Source organism: Diaphorobacter oryzae DSM 22780, assembly GCF_059568935.1.
Genome location: NZ_JCANUL010000004.1, coordinates 28,660 through 49,866 on the forward strand (window position 1 = coordinate 28,660; position 21,207 = coordinate 49,866).

Here is a 21,207-nt window from a genome sequence, read left to right on the forward strand (position 1 = left end):
GGCGATGCGGTCCGCCGCAGGCCGCACGGCGCCTGCCGCACAATGGTGCCGCCCGCGCCACCGCCATGCATGTCAACCACCCCCTTGCCTTCACCTGCCGCCTGCTGACCACGGCGGCCTTCTGCTGCCTGGTGGCCCTGGGCATCACGCTGACCGGCCACGACACCTGGGACGTGAACCTGGTCTACGCCATGGCCATCGGCCTGGTGAGCTGGTTCACCGTGGACATGGGGCGCATGGTGCTCACGCGCCGCAGCGCCATTCCCTGGCCGCCCGCGCCCTGGGGAGCGCTGCTCGTCCTGACCGGCACGGTGACGGGCTTCGTGGCGGGCTCGGTGATCGGGCACCTGTACATGGGAGGGCGGCTGGGCGACCGGTCCTGGCTGCGCGGGCACGAAGCCCTGTCCTCGCTGCTCATCACCCTCGCAGCCGGCGCGGCGATCTCGTTCTTTTTCCACAGCCGGAGCAAGGCGCGCTTCCTGCAGGCCAAGATGGCCCGCGCCCAGCGCGACGCGGTCGAGGCGCGCCTGAAGCTGCTGGAGGCGCAGCTCGAGCCGCACATGATGTTCAACACCCTGGCCAACCTGCGCGTGCTGGTGGCCACCGACCCGCCGCGCGCCCAGGCCATGCTGGACCACTTCATCGCCTACCTGCGCGCCACGCTGGGCGCCTCGCGCGCCACGCTGCACCCGCTGGCCGACGAGTTCGCGCGGCTGGCGGACTACCTGGAGCTCATGACCGTGCGCATGGGGCCGCGGCTGGCGTTCTCGCTGGACCTGCCCGCGCCGCTGCGCGACGTGCCCGTGCCGCCGCTGCTGCTGCAGCCGCTGGTGGAAAACGCCATCCGCCACGGGCTGGAGCCCCGGGTGGAAGGCGGCCGCATCAGCGTGCAGGCCTGCCTGCTGCGGGACGAGGGACAGGCACCGCGCGTGCGGCTCAGCGTGCGCGACACCGGCGTCGGCCTGGCCGCGGCCGATGCGGCGCAGCCCCAGCCCTCGCCCCAGTCCTCGCGCTTCGGCCTGCAACAGGTGCGCGAGCGCCTGGGCACGCTGTACGGTGCGGCAGGCGCTCTTGAATTGATAGCTGATGACGCAGAAGGCACGGCCGCAATCATCACTTTTCCCTTGGAAAACCATGCACTCGACCTCCCCGCAGGCCCTGATTGCCGAGGATGAACCCCTGCTGGCCGCGGCCCTGCGCCACGAGCTGAAGCAGGCCTGGCCCGAGCTGCACATCGCCGCCAGCGTGGGCGACGGCCTGTCCGCCGTGCGCGAGGCGCTGGCGCTGCGGCCCGACGTGTTGCTGTTCGACATCCGCATGCCGGGCCAGAGCGGCCTGGAGGCCGCGGTGGAGCTGGCCGACGCCTGGCCCGACGCCACGCCCTTTCCCGCGCTGGTCTTCGTCACCGCCTACGACCAGTACGCCGTGCAGGCCTTCGAGGCCCAGGCCGTGGACTACCTGCTCAAGCCGGTGCAGGCAGCCCGCCTGCACAAGACCGTGCACAAGCTGCGGCAGGTGCTGGCGCAGCGTGCCGCGCCGGCCGCCCTGCCGGCTAGCCTGCCCGCGCTGGAGCAGACCCTGGCCCAGCTGCGCGAGCTGGTGCAGGCGCCGGGCCTGGGCATGACGCACCCGCCGCCCGCGGCGCCGCTCAGCATGATCCAGGCCAGCAGCGGCAGCCAGATCCACATGGTGCCGGTGCAGGAGGTGCTGTACTTCGAGGCCGCCGACAAGTACGTGCGCGTGCTCACGGCCCAGCGCGAATACCTGATCCGCACGCCGCTCAAGGAGCTGGCCGCGCAGTTGGACCCCACCATCTTCTGGCAGGTGCACCGGGGCACGCTGGTGCGCTCCACCGCCATCGCCAGCGCCACGCGCGACGAGGCCGGGCGGCTGCACCTGCACCTGCGCGAGCGGCCCGAGCGGCTCGCCGTGAGCCGGCTCTACGCGCCGCTGTTCAAGGCCATGTAGCGCCGGCGCCGCCGGCAAGCAGGCCGCATCCGGTGTAGCCTTGCGCCCATGCCCGACGCCGCCTCTTCCGTCCCCGCCACTTCCGCGCACGCACCCACCCCGTCCCCCCACGCCGCCCTGCTAATGCTGGTGGCGCTGACCTCGGGCTTCGCGCTGAGCCAGGCCTTTCGCACCGTGGCCGCCATCATGGCCGCGCCGCTGCAGGCCGACTTCGGGCTGTCGCCGCAGGCGCTGGGCCTGTTCGCCGGCACGTTTCACTTCGCCTTCGGCGCCATGCAGCTGTTCATGGGCATCGGCATCGACCTGTACGGCGTGCGCCGCACGGTGCTGGCGGCCTTTCCGCTGGGCATTGCGGGCGCCCTGCTCTCGGCGCTGGCGCCGGGCTATGGCACGCTGCTGCTGGGCCAGGTGCTGATCGGCGTGGGCTGCGCGCCGGCCTTTCTGGTGTGCACGGTGTTCATCGCGCGGCATTTCGCGCCCCAGCGCTTCGCGGCCATGTCCGGCACCGCCATGGCGCTGGGCACGCTGGGCATGCTGTTCACGGGCACGCCGCTGGCCTGGCTGGTGCAGCAGTGGTCGTGGCGCGCGGGCTTCGGCGTGCTGGCGCTGCTGGCGCTGCTGGCCTGGCTGTGGATCTGGCGCAGCGTGCACGAGCCCGCACCGGCCGCGGCGGGCCATGCGCCGCGCGAGTCGGTGCGCGAGGCGGTGGCGCGCTTCGGCGCGCTGTTCATGCTGCCGCACACCTGGGGCATCGTGGTGCTGGGCGCCGTGACCTATGCGGCCTTCATCTCGCTGCGCGGGCTGTGGCTGGGGCCGCTGCTCATCGAGCGGCACGGCTTTTCGCTGGTGCAAAGCGGCAACGTGGCGCTGGTGGTGTCGGTGGTGTCGCTGCTGGGGCCACTGCTGTTCGGCCGCATGGACCCGGGGGCTGCCACGCGGCGGCGCTGGCTGGTGGCCTGCACGCTGCTCATGGCCGCTCTGTTCCTGGCGCTGGCGCTGGTGCAGCACGCGGCGCTGGACGTGGCTGCGGCGCTGGCCGTGGGCCTGCTGTCAGGCTACATCGTGCTGCAGTACGCCGATGTGCGCGCGGCCTACCCGTCGGCGCTCACGGGGCGGGCCATGGCGGTGTTCACCATGGCCATGTTCCTGGGCGTGGCGGCGATGCAGTGGTTCACGGGGCTGGTGGCCTCGCTGGCCAAGGCCGGCGCGCAAGACCCCTTCGTCGCGGTGATGGGCTGCATCGCAGCGCTGCTGGCGCTGGCGGCCCTGGCCTTTCGGCTGCTGCCGCACCCGCCGCGCGACGGGGTTTGAAGCCAAATAGGCCTCCAGCGCTTACCCATCAAGCGCAAATAGCTACAAATACTATAGCAAACTGGCGCTAGAGCCATCGCCCCGGTAGAGCCAGGGCACGTCCAGCAGGCGCTCGCCCAGCAGGCGCAGGCCCAGGTCGCGCCCCCAGCGCAGGGGGCCGGTGGCGTGGAAGATGCGCCCATTGCGGCGCGCGCGCTCTTGCACGCGCGCATTGCGCTGCCAGCGGTTGAGCGCGTAGCGGCGCAGGCGCAGGGGCACCTCCAGGTCGTGCATGGCCAGGGCCCGCTGCAGCTCGGCCGCATCCTCGATGGCCATGCCCGCGCCCTGCGCCAGATAGGGCCGCATGGGGTGGGCCGCGTCGCCCAGCAGCGCCACCAGGCCCTGGGCCATCTCCTGCGGGCCGGCGACGGGCGGGCGGTCCAGCAGCGGCCACAGGCGCCAGCCGCTGCCGGCCTGGGGCACGGCGCGCACCAGGTCCTGCAGCGGGGTGCAGGTCTGCGTCAGGGCGGCCTCCAGGTCGGCGGCGTTGGCGCCATGGTCCCAGGAATCCAGATCGGCCGGCGGCTGGCCGTGGCGTATGGCCACCACGTTCATCAGCTCGCCACGGCGCAGCGGGTACTGCACCACGTGCAGGCGCGGGCCCAGCCAGGCCGTGACCTGTTGGCTGCGCAACGCCTGCGGCAGCGCGTCCTGGCGCACCACGGCGCGGTAGGCCAGGTGGCCCGAGACGCGCGTGGGCGCCTCGCCCAGCAGGCGCGCGCGCGTGCCGCTGCGCAGGCCGTCGGCGCCGAGCAGGGCGTCGCCCTCCACCAGCACGGCCTGGGCGCCATCGGCGCCGGCGTCCTGGCGCACCACGCGCACGGTGACGACGCCGCCCTCCTCGGCATGGTGCTCTATGGCCTGGCCCAGGTTCAGGTGGACCAGGGGCCGGTCGCTCACCGCGTCCAGCAGCAGGCCGTGCAGGTCGGCCCGGTGGATGGTGGCGTAGGCCGCGCCGTAGCGCTCGATGACCGTGGCGCCCAGGCGCAGCGCGCCCAGCTCGGCGCCGGAGAGTGCGCTGCGCACCTGCAGCCGCTCGGGAAAGGCCGCCACCGCCTGCAGCGCGCCCTGCAGGCCCCAGGCCTGCAGCCGGCGCACCACGTTCGGGCCGATCTGCACGCCCGCGCCCACCTCGGTGAACGCGGCGGCGCGCTCGAACAGGCGCACCTCCCAGCCCGCGCGCGAGCAACCCAGAGCGGCGGCCAGCCCCCCGATGCCGCCGCCGGCAATCAAGATCTGTTTTTGCATGCCGCGATTGTCGGCCCACCGCGCGGCCGTGCAAGCAACGCGCGCGGGCCCGGTTTGCGCACTGTCAGGCCGTGCGCCATCAGGCCGTGAGCAACTGGCGCAGCACGTAGGGCAGGATGCCGCCGGCGCGGTAGTAGTCCACCTCGATGGGGGTGTCGATACGCAGCGTGACCGGCACCTCGCGCCGCGAGCCGTCGGCGCGGTGGATGACCAGCCGCGCCTCGCTCTGCGGCGTGAGGGCGGGGTCGGGCAGCACGTCGATCCGCTCGTCGCCCTTCAGGCCCAGGCTCTGCCAGGAGTCACCGCCGCGCAGCTGCAGCGGCAGCACGCCCATGCCGACGAGGTTGGAGCGGTGGATGCGCTCGAAGCTCCGGGCCACCACCGCCTTGATGCCCAGCAGCTGCGTGCCCTTGGCCGCCCAGTCGCGGCTGGAACCCGTGCCGTATTCCTCGCCGGCAAAGATCACCGTGGGCGTCTTGCGCTCCATGTACTGCATGGCCGCATCGAAGATGGACATCTTCGTGCCGCGCAGGGGGCCGTCGCCCTGGTAGAGGGTCACGCCGCCCTCCTCGCGCGAGCCGTCCGCCAGCGGCGGGATCATCAGGTTCTTAATGCGCACGTTGGCGAAGGTGCCGCGCATCATCACGTCGTGGTTGCCGCGGCGCGCGCCGTAGCTGTTGAAGTCGGGCTTGGCCACGCCATGCTGCAGCAACCACTGGCCGGCGGGCGAGCTTTCCTTGATCGAGCCCGCGGGCGAGATGTGGTCCGTGGTGATCGAGTCGCCAAACAGCGCCATGATGTGCGCGCCCTGCACGGATTCAGAGTATTTTTGCCCTCCAGCGCCCGCCCCATCTGCGCTAGCAGCTATGGTATCAAGAGCAAAATCGGCAAAGAACGGCGGTTCGGCAATATAGGTGCTGGCGGGCCACACATAGGCGTCGCCGGTCACGCCCTTGATCTTGGTCCACAGCGCGCCCGGCTCCGTCTTGACCTTGGCATAGTTGTCCTTGAAGGCCTGGCCGTTCATGGCATGCCGCATCAGCGCATGAATCTCCTCGCTGCGGGGCCAGATGTCGCCCAGGTACACGTCGCGCCCGCCCTTGCCCCGGCCCACGGGCTCGGTCATCAGATCCTTGAGCACGGTGCCCGCGATGGCATAGGCCACCACCAGCGGCGGGCTGGCCAGGAAGTTGGCCTTGAGGTTGGGGTGAATGCGCGCCTCGAAGTTGCGGTTGCCCGACAGCACGGCCGCGCACACCAGGTCGTTGCGGGTGATGGCCTCGTTGAGCTCGGGCGCCAGGTCGCCGGCGTTGCCGATGCAGGTGGTGCAGCCATAGCCCGCCACCGCGAAGCCCAGCTTTTCCAGGTAGGGCAGCAGCCCGGTCTGCGTGAGGTATTCGGTCACGATGCGCGAGCCCGGCGCCAGCGAGGTCTTGATGTGCGGCTGCACCTTGAGCCCCGCCTCCACCGCCTTCTTGGCCAGCAGGCCCGCGGCCAGCAGCACGCTGGGGTTGGAGGTGTTGGTGCAGCTGGTGATGGCGGCGATGAGCACGTCGCCATTGCCGATCCGCAGCGCCTTGTCCTCCTGTGCGGGCAGCTCGCACACCGAGGTTGCCGGCGCGCGGGCATGGGCGGTCTCCAGCGTCGGGCGGTTGCTCACCATCTCCACCACGGGCCGCGCGGCGCCCAGATGGGGCTGCGGCGCCTCGGCCGCCGGCCCGCCCTCGCCGCAGCCGACGCGGTAGCGCAGCGCCAGCCGCTCGGCCGGCTGGTTGAAGCCGTTCTCGGCCACGGGCTGACTGAACAGGCGGGCGAACTGCGTCTTCACCTGGCCGATCTCGATGCGGTCCTGCGGGCGCTTGGGGCCGGCCAGGCTGGGCGTGACGTCGCCCAGGTTCAGCCGCACCACCTGCGAGTAGTCGATGTCCCCCGCGCGCGGCACGCCGAACAGGCCCTGGGCGCGGAAGTAGGCCTCGAAGGCCTCGATCTCGCCCGGGGTGCGGCCCGTGCCGCGGAAGTAGTCGATGGTCTTCTCATCCACCGGAAAGAAACCCATGGTGGCACCGTACTCGGGCGCCATGTTGCCGATGGTGGCGCGGTCGGGCAGCGACAGCGTGCGCGTGCCCTCGCCGAAGAACTCCACGAACTTGCCCACCACCTTGTGCCGGCGCAGCAGCTCGGTCACTGTGAGCACCAGGTCGGTGGCCGTGACGCCCTCGCGCAGCTGGCCCGTAAGCTCCAGGCCCACCACGTCGGGCGTGAGGAAGTACACCGGCTGGCCCAGCATGGCGGCCTCGGCCTCGATGCCGCCCACGCCCCAGCCCACCACGCCGATGCCGTTGATCATGGTCGTGTGGCTGTCGGTGCCCACCAGGGTGTCGGGGTAGTACACGCCGTCCGCGCCCCGGTGCACGCCGCGCGCGAGGTATTCCAGGTTCACCTGGTGCACGATGCCGAAGCCCGGCGGCACGACGCCGAAGGTGTCAAAGGCTTGCATGCCCCACTTCATGAACTCGTAGCGCTCGCGGTTGCGCTGGAATTCGAGCTTCATGTTCAGGTCCAGCGCCTTCTTGCTGCCGTAGTGGTCCACCATGATGGAGTGGTCCACCACCAGATCCACGGGTACCAGCGGCTCGATCTTCTTGGGGTTCATGCCCAGGCGCTGCGCCACGCTGCGCATGGCCGCCAGATCGGCCAGCAGCGGCACGCCCGTGAAGTCCTGCAGCACCACGCGCGCGACCACGAAGGGAATCTCATCCTTGCGCGGCGCGGTGGCACCCCAATTGGCGAGCTGCCGCACATGCTCGGGCGTGATCTTGCGTCCGTCGCAGTTGCGCAGCACCGATTCGAGCACGATGCGGATCGACACCGGCAGCCGGCCCACGCCCGGGAACTGGCGCGCGAGCGCCGGCAGCGAATAGAACCTGCCGCCCTTGCCCGACGCCATGGTGAAGGTCTTGAGCGTGTCTGCGAAGGCGTGGCCTTGGGGAATGGAAGCAGCCATGTAGTGACTCCATGAGGGGGACGACAGTGCCCCCATTCTGGCAGCGCCCCGCCGCGGCGCCAATGCGGGGGGCGAATACCTTCGCCCCGCACTGTGGTCAAACGGTTGCGCAATCCACGGCCATCCGCCATTCATGCCAGGCGTCAGCCCGGCGCCGCCGCCGCATATTGCCGGCCGAGCTTGGCGGATATGCCGACCGCCGAATCCACCGCACACCGCATGCGCCATCACCGGGCGGGGCGAACGCATATTGCCGCCCGGCCGGCGCAGTATCCACAGTCGATTTACATGCGCCAATGGAAAAGCCCGCCGAAGGCGGGCCTTTCATGACCGGGTGCGGGCAATCGCCCCGGTGGTGATTTGCCAATGGCCCCGCTGCGCGGGCCATTAATGCAATGGCTCAAATAGCGAACTTCTCGCGGTCCATGTTCTGGATCCACTTCGGGGCCTTGCCGCGGCCCGTCCAGGTCTGGCCGGTGGCGGGGTCGCGGTATTTGGGCGCCACCTTGGTACCGCTGGTCGACGAGGTGCGGCCGCCGCGTCCCGTGGGGAATACATCCTGCTGGGTCAACCCGTATTCCGACACCAGATCGCGCACCTGCGAAATGGCTGCCGTCAACTCGCGGCGTCGGGCCTCGCCGATTTGCAGCTCAAGGGCCTCACGCTGTTTCAACAGTTCTTTGTAGCTGACGGTCATAGTGAATATGGGGTGTTAAAGATTAATGGGCCGCTTGATTATAAAGAGAGAAACCAAAAACCGTTACATGCGTATGGCAATTCCATGCAGCCATCATGCAACACATCGAAACCGCCGCATCCCGGCATCAGCACCGTTTTGGTGCGCTTTGCATATCACCGCCCCCCAAAGTCACCCGTCTTTTTTTGAAAACACCCGCCCTTTCACCGAAGCGCTCACCCCTGATCCGCCAGTTACTAACAGATACCAGTGCAGGGATACCGAGGCGCGCGAGACAATCAGGGCTTCCACCACCAACCTTGACGACAAGAAACATGGCCATTTACTGCGTGGGCGACATCCAGGGCTGCGACGATGCATTCGAGCGCCTGCTCTCGCTGATCGGTTTTTCCCCCAGCCGCGACACCGTTTATCTGCTGGGCGACCTGGTCAACCGCGGCCCCGGCTCCGCCGCGGTGCTGCGCCGCTGCATGGCCCTGGGCGACAGCGTGCGGGCGCTGCTCGGCAACCATGATCTGCATCTGCTGGCCACGGCGTACGGCGTGCGCAAGCCCTCGCGCCGCGACACGCTGGAGGGCATATTGCAGGCACCCGATCGCGACGCGCTGCTCGACTGGATATGCCACCAGCCCCTGGCGCGGCGCGTGGAGCATGGCGGGCAGAGCCTGCTCATGGTGCATGCCGGCGTGCTGCCGCAGTGGTCGGCGGACGATGTGCTGCGCCATGCGGCCGAGGTTCAGGCCATGCTGCAGGGCCCGGGGCTGCCGGGCTTTCTGCAGCAGATGTACGGCAACAGCCCGGACCACTGGGACGCAGGCCTGCAGGGCATGGAACGGCTGCGCATCATCGTGAACGCGCTGACACGGCTGCGCTTTTGCACGCCCGAGGGCCGCATGGATTTCGAGAGCACCGAAAGCGCCGACCACCCGCCCGCCGGCCTGGTGCCCTGGTTCGACGCGCCGGACCGGCGCACGCGGGGCACACTGATCGCGTTCGGCCACTGGTCCACGCTGGGGTGGATGAGCCGGCCCGACCTGCTGGGACTGGACACGGGCTGCGTCTGGGGCGGCTGCCTGAGCGCCGTGCGCTTTGGCGCCACGCTGGCCGAGCGCGAGCACTGCCACGTGACCTGCCCCCAGGCACAAGCGCCGGGCGTCTGAACACCGAACGCTATTAAAACAGTAGCTATCAGCGCTTGATAGAAAAGGGCTGACGGCCAAAAAGACTTCAAACCCGCCCGCGGGCCGGCGGGCCCGCAAGGTGGGAAGGTCAGCCCACGGGGGCGGGCGCGGGCTGGAGTGCCGCCGTCATGCCGGGCGAGCACCAGCGCGTGCCGTCGACGCCGGCCACCATGGCCTCCACGCCCGGATGGCGTGCGCACCAGGCGGGCGCCCCGCCCGGGCCGCGCACCATGAGTGCCGTGCCCCAGCCGTTCACCGCGTCCACGCTGCGGGCCAGCAGGGCCACGCCGTGCACGCCCTCGGTGGGCCAGCCGGTGCGCGGGTCCAGCACATGGTGCAGGCGGCGCCCGTTGCGCACGAAGCCGCGCTCGTAATCGCCCGAAGAGGCCACCACGCCGCTGCCCTGCAGTTCCAGCACGCCCAGCAGCCGCGCGGGCGCGGCGGGATCGCGCACGCCCACGCGCCAGGGGCGCCCGTGCAGGCTGCCCGTCACCAGCACGTCACCGCCGCCGTTGACGAGGGCGTTGGCCACGCCCGCGCTCTCCAGCACCTGCAGGCCGGCCTGCAGGATGGGCAGCTTGGCCACGCCTCCCAGGTCCAGCGCCATGCCCGGCCGCTCCAGATAGGCCGTGCCGGCCCGGGCGTCGAGCACGAGGCCCCGCGCGCCCACCAGGCGCAGCGCGCGGGCGATCTCCGCCGGCTGTGGCACGGCCTCGCTGCCCGGCGTGAAGTGCCAGCCGCGCAAGGCGCCCACGGTGGCGTCGAACGCGCCGCCGCTGTCCTGGTGCAGCCGCTGCGCGCTGCGCAGCACGGCCATGACCTCGGGCGCCACGGACACCGCATGGCGGCCCGCCGCGGCGCCGATGCGGGCCACGTCGCTGCCCTCACGGTAGCGGCTCATGAGCGCCTCCAGGCGCTCCATTTCCGCGAACGCCTGCGCCATCGCCGCGCGCAGGGCGCGCGCGTCGCCCGCACTGCCCGCGGCGGCGGCGATGTCCACGCGCGTTCCCATGAGGACGCGGCTCGCCCGCTCCAGCGGCGGCGCGGCCTCGCCCGCGGACGCCGGGGCGCCGCCGCGTGCCAGATGCGGCAACGCGCCCAGCAGCGGCAGGGCCAGGGCGAAGCGCCGCCGCGACAACCGTCCGGCGGCTGGCTGCATGGCCGACATGCGCCGATCTGCGTTCATCGCGCGCTCCCGGTCGTCAGATCGACTTCTCGACCATGAAGTCCACCGCGGCCTTCACGTCGTCATCGCTGAGCGTGGTGGAGCCGCCGCGCGCCGGCATGGCGCCCTTGGCGCCGTTGAAGCCTTCGATGGCGTGCTTGTAGAGCGTGTCCTTGCCCTGGGCGATGCGGGGAGCCCAGTCCGCCTTGTCGCCGGGCTTGGGAGCACCGGCCACGCCAGCCGCGTGGCACATGGCGCAGGTCTTGCCGTACACGCTCTTGCCGGCGGTGTTTTCCGCCTCCGGCGCGGGGGCTGGGGCAGGAGCCGGTGCGGGAGCAGCCGCTGCCGGTGCGGGCGCAGGGGCCGCGGCGGGCGCGGGGGCCTCGCTCTTGCCGCAGGCGGCAAGCAGCAGGGTGGCGGCGGCCAGCGCCATCGTGAGGGATGTCTTGTTCATGAAAGCCTTTCTTGTGCAGTGCGTCAAAACGGACCAGAGGGCCATGCGCACAGCGCCCGCCGTCTGATGGGCATCAGTGTGGGTATTTTCCACAATGATTCATTTGATATGAATCAATATCAAAAGAAACATTCAAGGTGAACATTTGCCTGCCGTCGCCACGGCGGCGATCCGCAGACCCATGACACCTTCACCCCACACCACCGCCATGCACACCCTGCGCTCCCTGAGCGGCTTGCGCCGGTGGGTGGTAGCGTGGTTCTTCCTCGGCCTGGGGGTGGCGATGGCCTCGCCGCTCGTCCAGCCCCGCACCCTGGAACTGATCTGCTCCGGCAGCGGAAGCGCCAGCCTGGTGGTGCACGACAGCGGCGGCAAGGCCGCCCCCGACACCCTGGGCATGGACTGCGCGCTGTGCCTCGTCGGCGCCGCGCCACCGCAATCGTCCCCCCGCAAGCCGCCGGCCCTGCAGGCCAGCACCCATTCACCCGCTGCGCCGCCCCGCGTGCGTGCCGTCGAGCCATCGGCCGCGCCACCACCGGCGCGAGCGCCCCCGTTTCCCGTTTGCACAACCTGAAAGAGGACATCATGAGCGACAAGAAAGAGAACCTGAGCACCGAAACCGCCGGCATGGGTCGCCGACGGTTCATCAACACCGCCGCTCTGGCGGGCCTGACCGTGGGCGTTGCCGCGTGCAACGACAAGCCCGCGGCGGCCCCGGCGGCATCCGGCACACCCGCGCCGGCCTCGGCACCGGCCGCCCATGCAGGCGCCAGCGTGCACCTCAAGCCCGGCGAACTCGACACCTACTACGGTCTGTGGAGCGGCGGCCATACCGGAGACATGCGCGTGCTGGGCCTGCCCTCGGGCCGCGAGATCCACCGCATCCCCTGCTTCGTGCCCGACGCGCTGGTGGGCTGGGGCATCACCAACGAATCCAAGAAGGTGATGGGCACCAAGGCCGACGGCAGCCTGAAGTACACCGTCGCCGACACGCACCACACGCACGCCTCGTACAAGGACGGCAACTACGACGGCCGCTACGCCTGGATCAACGACAAGATCAACGCCCGCATCGCCCGCATCCGCCTTGATTACTTCGTCTGCGACAAGATCACCGAGCTACCCAACGTGCAGGGCTTCCACGGCATCTTCCCGGACAAGGCCGACCCGGTCGATCCTGCGATCAACTACACCACGCGCGTGTTCTGCGGCGGCGAGTTCGCCATCCCCCTGCCCAATGACGGCAAGGGCGTGAACGATCCGACCAAGTACCGCTCGATGTTCACCTGCGTGGACGCCGAGACCATGGAAGTGCGCTGGCAGGTGCTGATCGACGGCAACTGCGACCTGGTAGCCACCTCGTTCGACGGCAAGCTCGCAGCCACCAACCAGTACAACGTCGAGAACGGCATCCACTACGAGGACATGATGTCCGCCGAGCGCGACGCCTGCCTGTTCTTCAACGTGGCGCGCATCGAAGAAGCCGTGAAGGCCGGCAAGTTCAAGACCGTCGGCAGCTCCAAGGTGCCCGTGGTGGACGGCACGCACGAGGCCAACAAGGACGCCAAGACCGCCCTGGTGGCCTACGTGAGCGTGCCGAAGAACCCGCACGGCGTGAACGCCTCGCCCGACGGCAAGTACTTCATCTGCGCCGGCAAGCTCTCGCCCACCACCACCACCATCGAGCTGGCCAAGGTGCTGGAGTGGTTCGACGGCAAGCTGGAAAAGCTCGACGACGCCATCGTGGCCGAGGTCGAAGTGGGCCTGGGCCCGCTGCACACCGCCTTCGACGGCCGCGGCAACGCCTACACCACGCTGTTCCTGGACAGCCAGATCGTCAAGTGGAACATCGAGAAGGCCATCGCCTTCCACAAGGGCGACAAGAACGCCAAGTACGTGGTGGACCGCCTGGACGTGCACTACCAGCCCGGCCACATCAACGCCTCGCAGTCCGAGACGCGCGCCGCCGACGGCAAGTTCCTGGCCGTGGGCTGCAAGTTCTCCAAGGACCGCTTCCTGCCCGTGGGCCCGCTGCACCCCGAGAACGAGCAGCTGATCGACATCTCGGGCGAGAAGATGGTGCTGCTGGCCGACCACCCGGTGCGCGGCGAGCCGCACGACTTCATCATCTTCAAGCGCGACCTGGTCAAGCCCAAGCAGGTGTATGACCTGGACGAGTCGCCGCTGGCCATCAAGGACCCGAAGGAGTCGGGCGTGACGCGCAACGGCAAGAAGGTCACGGTGAAGATCACCTCGCAGGCGCCGGCCTTCAGCCTGCGCGAGTTCACGGTGAAGAAGGGCGACGAGGTCACGCTGATCCTGACCAACCTGGACAAGATCGAGGACCTGACGCACGGCTTCGCCATCCCGCACTACAACGTCAACTTCATCGTGAACCCGCTGGAGACCAAGTCGGTGACCTTCATCGCCGACAAGCCCGGCGTTTTCTGGTGCTACTGCACGCACTTCTGCCATGCGCTGCACCTGGAGATGCGCACGCGCATGATCGTCGAAGGCTGACGCCGCTTCACCCCCCTGGGTCCCCGCGCCCAGGGTATTTGAATGGAAATCGGCCACCAACGCAGACACAGCAAGCGCTGACTGCTATCAAATAAATAGTCCAATGCTCACCCACGGTCCACGTTTCGCCGCTTTCCTTCTTGCTGCGCTGCTGGCGCTTGCGACGCTGCTGGCGCCCCGCGCCCATGCCGGCGCCTACGAGGCCGAGCTGCCGGCCAACCTGGCCACCGCGCCCGACCTGTGCGCGCTGCTGCCCTGCGCCGAGGTGTTCCCCGGCGCCACCCATTTCTCGCCGCGCAAGGGCCAGCCGCCCTATGTCGAGGCGTACGACAACGACAGCGCCCAGAAGAAGCTGCTGGGCTACGTCATGCTCTCCACCGACATCACCGACACGCCCGCCTATTCGGGCAAGCCGGTGGTCACGCTCATCGGCATGGACAAGGATGGCCGCTTCGTCGGCATCAAGGTGCTCAAGCATTCCGAGCCCATCCTGCTGCTGGGCATTCCCGAATCGGCGCTGATCAACTTCAACAACCAGTACCTGGGCAAGTCGGTCACCGACACCATCGAGGTCGGTCCCTCGCGCCCCGACGAGAACGTCATCGGCGTCGATGCGATCTCGGGCGCCACCGTCACCGTGGTGGCGCAAAACCAGGTGGTCATGGCCTCGGGCGCGGCCGTGGCGCGCCAGACCAGCATCATCGCCCCCACGGTGCGCGAGCAGGCGCGCTTCACCAGCACCGGCCAGGCCTACGACTGGGCCCAGCTCGTCAAGATGGGCGCCGTGCAGCAACTGCTGGTGAAGCCCGAACAGGTGGGCCTGCCGCGCGGCCCCGCGCCGTTCATCGAGCTGTGGTTCGGCGACCTGAACCAGCCCGACGTGGGCCGCAGCCTGCTGGGCCCCAACGGCTTCGACAACCTGCGCTCGCGCCTCAAGGAGGGCGAGAACGCGCTGTTCGTCATCAAGACCGCGGGCGACGAATCCTTCAAGGGCTCGGGTTTCGTGCGCGGCGGCATCTTCGACCGCGTGCAGGTCAAGCAGGGGGCGGACTCGTTCACCTTCCGCGACCTCGACTCGCTCAACCTCTACGGCCTGGAGGCGGCCGGCTCGCCGCGCTACACCGAGTCGGCCATCTTCATCATCCGCTCGCACGCCTTCTCCGCCGCCTATCCGTGGAAGTTCGCCTTCCTGGGCAACCGTGTGGACCGCGCCACGGGCCACCGCAGCTTCGCCGTCTTTGAATCCAAGTACTGGCTGCCGGCCAGCTTGCTGGAGGGCGGGCGCCCCCAGGTGGTGGAGCCCGACGCGCCCTGGGTGCGCATCTGGAAGTCGCAGGCGCTGCCCATCAGCCTGTTCGCGCTGCTGCTGGTGGCCGTCACGGTGGTCTATGTGCTGCGCGAAAGGCTCACCCGCCTGTCCACGCACAAGAACAAGTGGCCGGTGAACGCCTTCAAGTACAGCTTCTGGGCCATCAGCATCTTCTGGATCGGCTTCGGCTACATGGCCCAGCCCTCCATCACGCAGGTGCTGACCTGGTTCCACGCGCTGCTGTTCCAGTGGACCTGGTCGCTGTTCCTGTCCGATCCGTTCATCTTCCTGTTCTGGATCTTCATCATCGTCACCGTATTCCTGTTCGGGCGCGGGCTGTTCTGCGGCTGGATGTGCCCGTTCGGCTCGCTGCAGGAAGCGATTTTCAAGATCGCCAAGGCCGTCGGCCTCAAGCGCTTCCAGACGCAGCTGCCGCAGAAGTGGCATGACCGGCTGAAGTGGATCAAGTACGCCGTGTTCTTCGGGCTGCTGGCGGTGTCCATGTTCTCCATGGGCCTGGCGGAGAAGCTGGCCGAGGTCGAGCCGTTCAAGACCACCTTCCTGGTCGGTGTGCTCAACCGCGCCTGGCCCTACGGGCTGTTCGTGGCCGCCATCCTGGGCGTGTCGATCTTCATCGAGCGGCCCTATTGCAAGTACATCTGCCCGCTGGGCGCATCGCTGGCCATGCCCAGCACGTTCCGCTGGTTTGGCCTCAAGCGCAAGCAGGACTGCAACAGCTGCAAGGCCTGCGCCGTGGGCTGCGGCGCGCAGGCCATCGACGCCGACGGCCGCATCGACCACCGCGAGTGCCTGCACTGCCTGGACTGCATGATCCTGTACACCGACGTGAAGGGCTGCCCGCCCCTGGCCAAGGAGCGCAAGCGCCGCGAGAAGGACGGCCTGGAGATCACGCCCATCGGCAAGAACGGCTACTTCATTCCCATCCACCCGGCCACCAGCCATGCGGAGCAGATCAGCGCCAAGGCGGCCCAGGGGCCGGACCCGCGCATGCCCACCGACCCCATGCTGCCGGAGCACAAGCGCGGCGCGGGCTTCGTGCGCTGGCTGCTGCTGGAGCTGCGCGACCACCTGTGGCCCTGGAGTGCCGAGGGCTGGCGCAGCCAGCGCGCGCTGCAGATCGCCGGCCTGTCGCTGGCCGTGGCGGCCAGCGTGGCCTGGGTGATGGCGGCCATGGGCCACCTGTCCGCGGGCGCCATCATCGGCTGGTGGTTCGGCTGGAGCGTGTACGAGGTGCTGATCCGCCTGTCGGGCCGCCGCTACGTGAAGGACGGCCCCTGGTGGCGCGACCGCTACCGCGTCGCTGGCATCATGGACATGATGAGTTACGTAGGCTTCAAAAACCTGATGATCGGCGCGGCGCTGTTCCTGCTGCTGCAGGCCCTGGGATGGTTCACCCCATGAAGGGCGCCATCACCCACTTAAGCTGGGCCCTGGCGCTGTGGATCGCCGGGGCCTGCCAGGCGGCCACCCTCACCGTGCGCCCGGGCGAGGACCTGGCCGCCGCCGTGCGCGCGGCCCAGCCGGGCGACACGGTGGAGGTGCAGCGCGGCCGGTACCGCGCCAACCTGCTGATCGACAAGCCCCTGACGCTGCGCGGCATCGACCGCCCCACCATCAGCGGCGGCAACGAGGGCGACACCATCCGCGTCACGGCGCCGGACGTGGTGATCGAGGGCCTGATCGTGCGCGACTCGGGCGACAGCCTCAAGCACCAGAACGCGGGCATCTACCTCTACCCCGGCGCCCACCGCGCCGTGGTGCGCCGCTGCGACCTGACCTACAACCTGTTCGGCCTGTGGATCGAGAAGGCCAACGACGTGCTCATCGAGCACAACACCATCACCGGCAAGCGCGAGTACGCCTCCCCCCAGCGCGGCAACGGCGTGCAGCTGTACAACACCAAGGGCGCGCGCATCCTGAACAACGACATCAGCTTCGTGCGCGATGCGCTGTACGTGGACGTGTCGCACCACGCGGTGTTCCGGGGCAACAAGCTGCACCACAGCCGCTACGGCACGCACTACATGAACTCCTACTACAACCTGTGGGAGGACAACGACACCTACTACAACCGCGGCGGCCTGGCCCTGATGGAGGTGCGCAACCAGGAGGTGCGCAACAACCGCGCCTGGGGCAACTCGGACCACGGCATCATGCTGCGCACGCTGCAGGACTCTGTGATCGAAGGCAACGTGGTGGCCGGCAACAACCGGGGCTTCTTCATCTACGACGTGGAGTACATCCAGCTCAACAACAACCTGGTGGTGGACAACGTGGTCGGCATGCACCTGTCCGCCGGCTCCACGCGCAACGAGGTGGAGGGCAACGACTTCATCGGCAACCGCGAACAGGTGCGCTACGTGGGCGCGCGCGACGAGCGCTGGGGCGCCAAGAGCGGCAACCACTGGAGCAACTACCTGGGCTGGGACCGCAACGGCGACGGCGTGGGCGACGTGCCCTACGAGGCCAACGACATGGTGGACCGCCTGACCTGGCGCCACCCCAGCATCAAGCTGCTGCTGGCCAGCCCGGCCGTGCAGGCACTGCGCCTGGTGGGCCAGCAATTTCCGGTGCTGCGCGTGCCTTCGGTCGTGGACCCGAAGCCGCGCATGCAGCCCGGCAACCAACAATGGAGTGAATGGCGTGGCAAGCATTTCCCCGGCCAGTGACAACGTGGCCATCTCGCTGCGCGGCGTGAGCAAGCACTATGGCGCGCTGCATGCCGTCGACGGCGTTCATCTCGACATCCCCAAGGGCGAGATCTTCGGCCTGATCGGACACAACGGCGCGGGCAAGAGCACGCTGTTCAAGATGATGCTCGGCCTGGTGCCCGCCACGCGCGGCGAGATCCTCGTCGGCGGCGCGCAGGTCGGCGGCCGCGGCTTTCGCGCCGCACGCCGCCACCTGGGCTACCTGCCCGAGAACGTGGTGCTCTACGACAACCTGGACGGCCTGGAGACGCTGCGCTTTTTCGCGCGGCTCAAGGGTGCGCCCCTGGCGCAGTGCCCCGCCATCCTGGAACGCGTGGGACTGGCGCATGCCGGCCAGCGGCCGGTGCGCGAATACTCCAAGGGCATGCGCCAGCGCCTGGGCTTTGCGCAGGCGCTGCTGGGCAGCCCGCGCGTGCTGTTCCTCGACGAGCCCACCAACGGCCTGGACCCGCAGGCCATCCGCGACTTCTACGCCACCCTGCGCGGCCTGCAGGCCGAGGGCGTGACCATGGTCATCACCTCGCACATCCTGGCCGAGCTGCAGGAACGCGTGGACCGGCTGGCCATCCTGGCGTCCGGCAAGGTGCAGGCCGTGGGCAGCGTGCAGGCGCTGCGCGAGCAGATGCGCATGCCCCTGACCATCACCCTGGCGCTGGCCGGGGGCGACGCACACCCCGCCCTGCAGGCGCTGGCCGCGCTGCCGGGCATCACCACCGTCGCCACCGAAGGCGGGCTGCGGCTGGACTGCCCGCGCGAACAGAAGATGGCCGTGCTTGGCGCAGTGGCGCCGCTGGGCACGAAGCTGCTGGACGTGCACATCCAGGAACCCTCGCTCGAAGACGTGTACTTCGGCCTGCGCGAAAGCTGATCCATGGAACTCACCCAAATCCTCACCATCGCGGCCAAGGAATTCCGCGACCGCATGCGCAACCGCTGGGTACTGGCGGTGGCGCTGGTGTTCACCGTGTTCTCGCTCGTCATCGCCTACTTCGGCGGAGCCCAGCAGGGCCAGGTGGGCTTTCGCTCCATCGAGTTCACCATTGCCAGCCTGGTCAGCCTGGTGATCTACCTGATCCCGCTGATCGCGCTGCTGCTGGGCTTCGACGCCATCGTGGGCGAGCGCGAGCGCGGCTCGCTCGACCTGCTGCTGGCGCTGCCCATCACGCGGCTGGAGTTGCTGCTGGGCAAGTACCTGGGCCTGGCGGCGGCGCTCACGCTGTCCACGCTGGCCGGCTTCGGCCTGGTGGCCGTGCTGCTGGGCCGGCACATGAGCGGCGCGGGGCTCTACCACTACGCTGGCTTCATGCTCAGCTCCGTGCTGCTGGGCCTGGCGTTCCTGAGCCTGGCGGTCCTGCTGTCGGTGCTGGCGCGCGACCGCACGCGGGCCTCGGGCCTGGCCATCGCCACCTGGTTCTTCTTCGTGCTGGTGTTCGACCTGCTGCTGCTGGGCGTGCTGGTGACCTCGGGCGGCAACTTCGGCGGCGACGCCTTCGCCTGGCTGCTGCTGCTCAACCCGGCAGACGTGTTCCGCATCCTGAATGTGTTCTCGCTCGAAGACGTGCGCACCCTCTACGGGCTGGCCAGCGTCGTGCCGCCGTCGCTGGGCAGCCCAGCGGTCATGGGCGGCGTGATGCTGGTGTGGATCGCACTGCCACTCATTCTTGCCAATTGGAGATTCAAGCCATGACCCTCTACACCTGCTCCTGCCGCCGGCGCCACGCCAGCGGTACCGCGCCCGACGCCTGCGGCGAGCGCCGCGCCCTGCTGGGCATGGCGGCCCTGGTGGCATTGGGTGCCGTGGGCCTCACCGGCTGCGGCGACAAGGCGGCCGAGGCCCAGTCGCTGGCCCCGGTGGAGATCGACCGCTCCACGAGCTGCGAGCTCGACGGCATGCTGCTGGCCGACTACCCCGGCCCCAAGGCCCAGGTGCACTATGCGGGCCAGGCGCAGCCCAGCTTCTTCTGCGATACGGTGGAACTGTTCAACACCCTGCTGGCCGGCGAACAGGTGCGCGCCGCACGCGCCATCTATGTGCAGGACATGGGCCAGGCCAGTTGGGACGAGCCCAAGGGCCACTGGATCGACGCCAAGGGTGCCGTCTACGTGCTGGGCAGCAAGCGCCACGGCTCCATGGGCCCGACGATTGCCAGCTTCGCGCAGGAGGCCGACGCCACGAAGTTCGCCGGGGAATACGGCGGCAAGGTGCTGCGCTTTGCCGACATCAAGCTCGACATGGTCGACCTGAGCGGCGGAGCGCTGCACGACACACGCATGTGAGGCCCCCCATGCCTGCCGCCACGCCCTTCCCGCCACAGCTGCAGCGCCGCGGCCGCAGGCGCGCCGTCGGCGCGCTGGCTGCGCTCACGGCGCTGGCGGCCGCGGGGCTGTGGGGCATTCCGGCCATGCGCGACGCGCTGCGCCCCGCCGCGGCGCCGATGGCCGAGGCCGACGTGTGCATCGTCGCCCCGCCCACGCCGTACGACCCGGCATCGGGCCTGGCGCCCACGGCGGCACGCGCCATACCGGCGGCCGCGCGCTGCCCCGTCTGCGGCATGTTCCCGGCGCGCTCGCCGGACTGGGCCGCGCAGGTCATCTTCGCCGACGGCGATGCGCATTTTTTCGACTCGCCGCTGTCGCTGTTCATGTACCTGCAGGACGTGGCGCGCTACAGCCCAGGCCGCGGCGCCGAGCAGATCGTGGCGCACTACGTCACCGATGCCGCCAGCCGTCCCGACGGCGCCCGGCCCCGGTGGACCGACGCGCTGGCCGCCTTCTACGTGCACGGTTCCAGCGCCAGGGGCCCCATGCGCGCGGGCAATCTGCCGGCCTTCGCCTCGCGCGAGGCCGCGCAGGCCTTCGCCGCCCAGCGCGGCGGCACGGTGCTGCCCTTCGGCGCCATCGACGCCGCGCTGATCGCCGAACTGGGCGGGCACGCGGGCCATGGCCCGCACTGAGCCTCAGTCGATCGTCAGGCGCTGCGTCTTGTTGCCCTGCTTCTTGGGCAGGGTGAGCGTGAGCACGCCGTTGTCGTAGCGGGCCTTGGCCTGGGCGGCATCCACGTCCACGGGCAGCTGGAAGCTGCGCGCCACCGAGCCGAAGTAGCGCTCGCTGCGCAGCACCTTCTCGCCGTCCTTCTTCTCGTCGAGCTGGCACACCTCGGCGCGCAGGCTCACCACGTTGCCGTCGATGGAGACGTTGATGTCCTCCTTGGGCACGCCGGGCACCTCGGCATGCACGGTGTAGCAGGCGTCGTCCTCCTTCACGTCGATGCGGATCTGTGAGGGCTCGGGCAGCGCATCGCCATGCAGCGGGCGCACATAGAAGCCGGGCGCGAAGTCCTTGAAGAAATCGTCGAACAAACCGCCGCGGCTGACCAGTGAATTCATGATGAAACTCCTTCTTGAGAACACGTGAGGTGAAAAGGCCCCCACGAACCATGGGGCAGGCAGTGGCTGCCTGCTGTGGCATATATAGACCTCCGCCCCGATTGCTTCAAGAGCCATGGCTTTAGCGGCTTGACCTGGCTCAAATGCACCGCCGCCGGCCGGCGCCCGCGGGCGGCCGTGCGGCATCGCACAA

At 69.3% G+C, this 21,207-nt stretch carries 18 protein-coding genes; 12 read left to right on the plus strand and 6 right to left on the minus strand.

Going from position 1 to position 21,207, the window contains the following annotated elements; all coding sequences use genetic code 11:
- The first annotated feature begins 65 nt into the window (after nt 1-65).
- The 3 genes from BP68_RS08025 to BP68_RS08035 are packed head-to-tail and all read left to right on the plus strand — an operon-like array spanning nt 66 to nt 3,279.
- Entirely contained in the window at nt 66-1,175 is a 1,110-nt protein-coding gene (locus BP68_RS08025) for a sensor histidine kinase (RefSeq protein ID WP_496370459.1), read from the plus strand.
- Entirely contained in the window at nt 1,135-1,968 is an 834-nt protein-coding gene (locus BP68_RS08030; protein ID WP_496370461.1) for a LytR/AlgR family response regulator transcription factor, read from the plus strand. The genes BP68_RS08025 and BP68_RS08030 overlap by 41 nt, the downstream gene beginning before the upstream one ends.
- Nucleotides 1,969-2,016: 48 nt before the next feature.
- Nucleotides 2,017-3,279: an MFS transporter gene (locus tag BP68_RS08035; RefSeq protein WP_496370463.1), complete on the plus strand. Its 1,263-nt coding sequence runs from the start codon at nt 2,017-2,019 to the stop codon at nt 3,277-3,279.
- A gap of 51 nt (nt 3,280-3,330) precedes the next feature.
- On the opposite strand, the gene BP68_RS08040 is transcribed toward BP68_RS08035, so the two are convergent.
- The 3 genes from BP68_RS08040 to BP68_RS08050 all read right to left on the minus strand — a co-directional run bounded on the left by BP68_RS08040 (nt 3,331) and on the right by BP68_RS08050 (nt 8,267).
- A complete protein-coding gene (locus tag BP68_RS08040; protein WP_496370465.1) occupies nt 3,331-4,566 on the minus strand; it encodes an FAD-dependent monooxygenase in 1,236 nt (411 codons plus the stop codon).
- A gap of 79 nt (nt 4,567-4,645) precedes the next feature.
- On the minus strand, nt 4,646-7,570 hold the full coding sequence (locus BP68_RS08045) for an aconitate hydratase (RefSeq protein ID WP_496370467.1): 2,925 nt from the start codon (nt 7,568-7,570) through the stop codon (nt 4,646-4,648).
- A gap of 400 nt (nt 7,571-7,970) precedes the next feature.
- The gene (locus BP68_RS08050; RefSeq protein ID WP_496370469.1) at nt 7,971-8,267 is read right to left on the minus strand and encodes an H-NS histone family protein; all 297 of its coding nucleotides are present in this window, start codon (nt 8,265-8,267) and stop codon (nt 7,971-7,973) included.
- Between the two features lie 314 nt (nt 8,268-8,581).
- Here BP68_RS08050 and BP68_RS08055 point away from each other — a divergent pair, with 314 nt between their 5' ends.
- A complete protein-coding gene (locus tag BP68_RS08055) occupies nt 8,582-9,427 on the plus strand; it encodes a symmetrical bis(5'-nucleosyl)-tetraphosphatase (protein WP_496370471.1) in 846 nt (281 codons plus the stop codon).
- A 109-nt stretch (nt 9,428-9,536) separates the two neighbouring features.
- Here the strand turns inward: BP68_RS08055 and BP68_RS08060 are convergent, their stop codons facing one another.
- Both BP68_RS08060 and BP68_RS08065 read right to left on the minus strand, forming a co-directional pair.
- Nucleotides 9,537-10,634 (minus strand): FAD:protein FMN transferase, encoded by a 1,098-nt coding sequence (locus BP68_RS08060; RefSeq protein ID WP_496370473.1) that lies wholly within the window; start codon nt 10,632-10,634, stop codon nt 9,537-9,539.
- 16 nt (nt 10,635-10,650) lie between these two features.
- On the minus strand, nt 10,651-11,067 hold the full coding sequence (locus tag BP68_RS08065) for a c-type cytochrome (protein ID WP_496370475.1): 417 nt from the start codon (nt 11,065-11,067) through the stop codon (nt 10,651-10,653).
- A gap of 181 nt (nt 11,068-11,248) precedes the next feature.
- Between BP68_RS08065 and BP68_RS08070 the strand changes: the two genes are divergently transcribed.
- The 8 genes from BP68_RS08070 to BP68_RS08105 all read left to right on the plus strand — a co-directional run bounded on the left by BP68_RS08070 (nt 11,249) and on the right by BP68_RS08105 (nt 20,582).
- Nucleotides 11,249-11,641: a DUF2946 family protein gene (locus BP68_RS08070; RefSeq protein WP_496370477.1), complete on the plus strand. Its 393-nt coding sequence runs from the start codon at nt 11,249-11,251 to the stop codon at nt 11,639-11,641.
- Nucleotides 11,642-11,652: 11 nt separating this feature from the next.
- The gene (gene nosZ, locus BP68_RS08075; RefSeq protein ID WP_496370479.1) at nt 11,653-13,587 is read left to right on the plus strand and encodes a TAT-dependent nitrous-oxide reductase; all 1,935 of its coding nucleotides are present in this window, start codon (nt 11,653-11,655) and stop codon (nt 13,585-13,587) included.
- 103 nt (nt 13,588-13,690) lie between these two features.
- Nucleotides 13,691-16,318, plus strand: coding sequence for a 4Fe-4S binding protein (locus tag BP68_RS08080; protein ID WP_496370481.1), 2,628 nt, complete (start codon nt 13,691-13,693; stop codon nt 16,316-16,318).
- Complete coding sequence (locus tag BP68_RS08085) at nt 16,315-17,586, plus strand: nitrous oxide reductase family maturation protein NosD (RefSeq protein WP_496370483.1); 1,272 nt, start codon at nt 16,315-16,317, stop codon at nt 17,584-17,586. The genes BP68_RS08080 and BP68_RS08085 overlap by 4 nt, the downstream gene beginning before the upstream one ends.
- A complete protein-coding gene (locus BP68_RS08090) occupies nt 17,561-18,496 on the plus strand; it encodes an ABC transporter ATP-binding protein (protein WP_496370485.1) in 936 nt (311 codons plus the stop codon). Before BP68_RS08085 ends, BP68_RS08090 begins: the two co-directional genes overlap by 26 nt.
- A 3-nt stretch (nt 18,497-18,499) precedes the next feature.
- On the plus strand, nt 18,500-19,315 hold the full coding sequence (locus BP68_RS08095) for an ABC transporter permease (RefSeq protein WP_496370487.1): 816 nt from the start codon (nt 18,500-18,502) through the stop codon (nt 19,313-19,315).
- A complete protein-coding gene (locus tag BP68_RS08100) occupies nt 19,312-19,905 on the plus strand; it encodes a nitrous oxide reductase accessory protein NosL (protein WP_496370489.1) in 594 nt (197 codons plus the stop codon). Before BP68_RS08095 ends, BP68_RS08100 begins: the two co-directional genes overlap by 4 nt.
- A 125-nt stretch (nt 19,906-20,030) precedes the next feature.
- Nucleotides 20,031-20,582 (plus strand): nitrous oxide reductase accessory protein NosL, encoded by a 552-nt coding sequence (locus BP68_RS08105; protein WP_496371066.1) that lies wholly within the window; start codon nt 20,031-20,033, stop codon nt 20,580-20,582.
- Nucleotides 20,583-20,585: 3 nt separating this feature from the next.
- Here BP68_RS08105 and BP68_RS08110 read toward each other — a convergent pair whose 3' ends face one another.
- Nucleotides 20,586-21,014, minus strand: coding sequence for an Hsp20/alpha crystallin family protein (locus BP68_RS08110; protein WP_496370491.1), 429 nt, complete (start codon nt 21,012-21,014; stop codon nt 20,586-20,588).
- Between the last annotated feature and the right edge of the window lie 193 nt (nt 21,015-21,207).

Excerpts from the sequence above, each read along its gene's own strand:
- BP68_RS08025 (WP_496370459.1), top strand. The coding sequence starts at position 66 with ATGCATGTCAACCACCCCCTTGCCTTCACCTGCCGCCTGCTGACCACG.
- BP68_RS08030 (WP_496370461.1), top strand. The coding sequence starts at position 1,135 with ATGCACTCGACCTCCCCGCAGGCCCTGATTGCCGAGGATGAACCCCTG.
- BP68_RS08035 (WP_496370463.1), top strand. The coding sequence starts at position 2,017 with ATGCCCGACGCCGCCTCTTCCGTCCCCGCCACTTCCGCGCACGCACCC.
- BP68_RS08040 (WP_496370465.1), bottom strand. The coding sequence starts at position 4,566 with ATGCAAAAACAGATCTTGATTGCCGGCGGCGGCATCGGGGGGCTGGCC.
- BP68_RS08045 (WP_496370467.1), bottom strand. The coding sequence starts at position 7,570 with ATGGCTGCTTCCATTCCCCAAGGCCACGCCTTCGCAGACACGCTCAAG.
- BP68_RS08050 (WP_496370469.1), bottom strand. The coding sequence starts at position 8,267 with ATGACCGTCAGCTACAAAGAACTGTTGAAACAGCGTGAGGCCCTTGAG.
- BP68_RS08055 (WP_496370471.1), top strand. The coding sequence starts at position 8,582 with ATGGCCATTTACTGCGTGGGCGACATCCAGGGCTGCGACGATGCATTC.
- BP68_RS08060 (WP_496370473.1), bottom strand. The coding sequence starts at position 10,634 with ATGAACGCAGATCGGCGCATGTCGGCCATGCAGCCAGCCGCCGGACGG.
- BP68_RS08065 (WP_496370475.1), bottom strand. The coding sequence starts at position 11,067 with ATGAACAAGACATCCCTCACGATGGCGCTGGCCGCCGCCACCCTGCTG.
- BP68_RS08070 (WP_496370477.1), top strand. The coding sequence starts at position 11,249 with ATGACACCTTCACCCCACACCACCGCCATGCACACCCTGCGCTCCCTG.
- nosZ (WP_496370479.1), top strand. The coding sequence starts at position 11,653 with ATGAGCGACAAGAAAGAGAACCTGAGCACCGAAACCGCCGGCATGGGT.
- BP68_RS08080 (WP_496370481.1), top strand. The coding sequence starts at position 13,691 with ATGCTCACCCACGGTCCACGTTTCGCCGCTTTCCTTCTTGCTGCGCTG.
- BP68_RS08085 (WP_496370483.1), top strand. The coding sequence starts at position 16,315 with ATGAAGGGCGCCATCACCCACTTAAGCTGGGCCCTGGCGCTGTGGATC.
- BP68_RS08095 (WP_496370487.1), top strand. The coding sequence starts at position 18,500 with ATGGAACTCACCCAAATCCTCACCATCGCGGCCAAGGAATTCCGCGAC.
- BP68_RS08100 (WP_496370489.1), top strand. The coding sequence starts at position 19,312 with ATGACCCTCTACACCTGCTCCTGCCGCCGGCGCCACGCCAGCGGTACC.
- BP68_RS08105 (WP_496371066.1), top strand. The coding sequence starts at position 20,031 with ATGCGCGACGCGCTGCGCCCCGCCGCGGCGCCGATGGCCGAGGCCGAC.
- BP68_RS08110 (WP_496370491.1), bottom strand. The coding sequence starts at position 21,014 with ATGAATTCACTGGTCAGCCGCGGCGGTTTGTTCGACGATTTCTTCAAG.